Source organism: Micromonospora sp. NPDC049580, assembly GCF_040675595.1.
Taxonomy (GTDB): Bacteria; Actinomycetota; Actinomycetes; order Mycobacteriales; family Micromonosporaceae; genus Micromonospora.
In genome coordinates this window covers 1-1,769 of record NZ_JBFAPG010000768.1, presented here as the reverse complement: position 1 = coordinate 1,769, position 1,769 = coordinate 1, and the positions used below count along the sequence as shown (strand labels likewise).

Here is a 1,769-nt window from a genome sequence, read left to right as displayed (position 1 = left end):
GGCCTGGTCCCCCCCGGAAAATCCGGCGCGGGCCAGGCCGAGGAGCAGGGTCAGCGGTCGGGTGTACGGCGGGGACGCCAGACCACCAGCGCGGTGGACGTGCGGTTGGTCGGCACCAGATCCCGGCCCGGGAAACGGGCCAGTGACTCCAGCTCGGCCACCCGGCGGTACGCGGCGTCCAGCTCCGCCTCCAGCCGTGCGACCCGCTGCTGCGCCTGCTCCAGCAACCGCTCCAGCCCGATGATCCGCTTGACGCCGGCCAGGTTGATCCCGTCGTCCTGGCTGAGCCGCTGCACCTCGCGCAGCAGCACCACGTCCCGGACGCTGTATCGACGGCCACCTCCGGCAGCCCGGCCGGGCTGCACCAGCCCCAGCCGGTCGTACTGGCGCAGGGTCTGCGGGTGCATCCCCGCCATCCGTGCCGCCACCGAGATCATGAGCACCTTGGCCTCGTAGGCAGGGTCACCCGAACCGAGGAACTCGCCCGACATCCCGCTCACCTCCGCGTCCATCCCACCGGACTATCCGACCCGACGCACCCGGGCGTCGAGATGTTCCCGCGCCGCCGGCGGACTCTGCTCGGCGAACGCCTCCAGCGCCGCCCGCGCCTCGTCCGACAGACGGGCCGGCACCACCACATCCAGGGTGACCAGCAGGTCACCGGCCTGCCCGTCGCGACGGACCACACCCTTGCCCCGGGCCCGCAGCACCCGCCCGCTGGGCGTGCCGGGCGGAACCCGCAGCGTCACCGCGCCGTCGAGCGTGGGCACCCGCAGGTCCGTGCCGAGCACGGCCTCCGCGTAGGTCACCGGCACGGTCAACGTCAGGTCGTCTCCGGTACGCCCGAACAGCTCGTCCGGCCGGACCTTGACGTGCACGAACAGGTCGCCGGCCGGGCCACCACGCTCACCGGGCTCACCGCGCCCGGCCAGCCTGATGCGCTGGCCGTCGGCCACACCGGCCGGGAAGCGCACGTTCATCGTGCGGGTCTTGGTGACTCCGCCGCTGCCGTGGCACTCCGGGCACTTCTCCTCCACGACGGTGCCGACGCCCTGGCAGTTGCCGCAGGGCTCGGAGAAGCTGAACGACCCCTGGTTGCGGGTCGTGACCCCGGCGCCGTGACAGACCGGGCAGGTACGCGGTTGGGTGCCGGGCTTGGCGCCGTTGCCGTGGCAGGTGTCGCAGACGCCGGGGGCGCGCAACGTCAGCGGCAGGGTCACCCCGCGCACCGCGTCGCCGAAGTCCAGAGCTACCTCGGTCTCCACGTCCCGGCCGCGCGCGGGCCCACGTGGAGCCGCCTGCCCACCGGCCTGCCCACCCGAGAAGATCGAGCTGAACAGGTCCTGGAAGCCGGCCCCGCCGAAGCGGCGGTCACCGCCACCGGCGGCGCCACCGCCGAACAGGTCGGAGACGTCGAACGGCATCCCGCCCGGCTGGCCGCCCGCCCGGGCGTTGCGCCGGAACGCGCCCGAACTGAACAGCGAACGCATCTCGTCGTACTCCCGGCGACGGCCGGCGTCCGACAACACGTTGTACGCCTCGGACACGGCCTTGAACCGCTCCTCGGCCTTCGGGTCGCCCGGATTGTGGTCCGGGTGCGATTCCCGGGCCAGCTTGCGGTACGCCTTTTTGATGTCATCCGCGGAGGCGGCCTTGTCCACGCCGAGCACGGCGTAGAAGTCCTTCTCGAGCCAGTCCTTCGAACTCACCGGTCCACCGCCTCCTTCCGACCGTTGTGGCCCGGCCGTCCCGTCCACCGCTGTGCGGGG

At 72.8% G+C, this 1,769-nt stretch carries 2 protein-coding genes; both read right to left on the bottom strand.

From position 1 onward, the window contains the following. Positions 1 to 50: 50 nt before the first annotated feature. Complete coding sequence (locus tag AB0J68_RS31900; protein ID WP_030332087.1) at positions 51 to 491, bottom strand: helix-turn-helix transcriptional regulator; 441 nt, start codon at positions 489 to 491, stop codon at positions 51 to 53. 30 nt (positions 492 to 521) lie between these two features. Then, positions 522 to 1,709: a molecular chaperone DnaJ gene (dnaJ, locus tag AB0J68_RS31895; RefSeq protein ID WP_354860205.1), complete on the bottom strand. Its 1,188-nt coding sequence runs from the start codon at positions 1,707 to 1,709 to the stop codon at positions 522 to 524. Between the last annotated feature and the right edge of the window lie 60 nt (positions 1,710 to 1,769).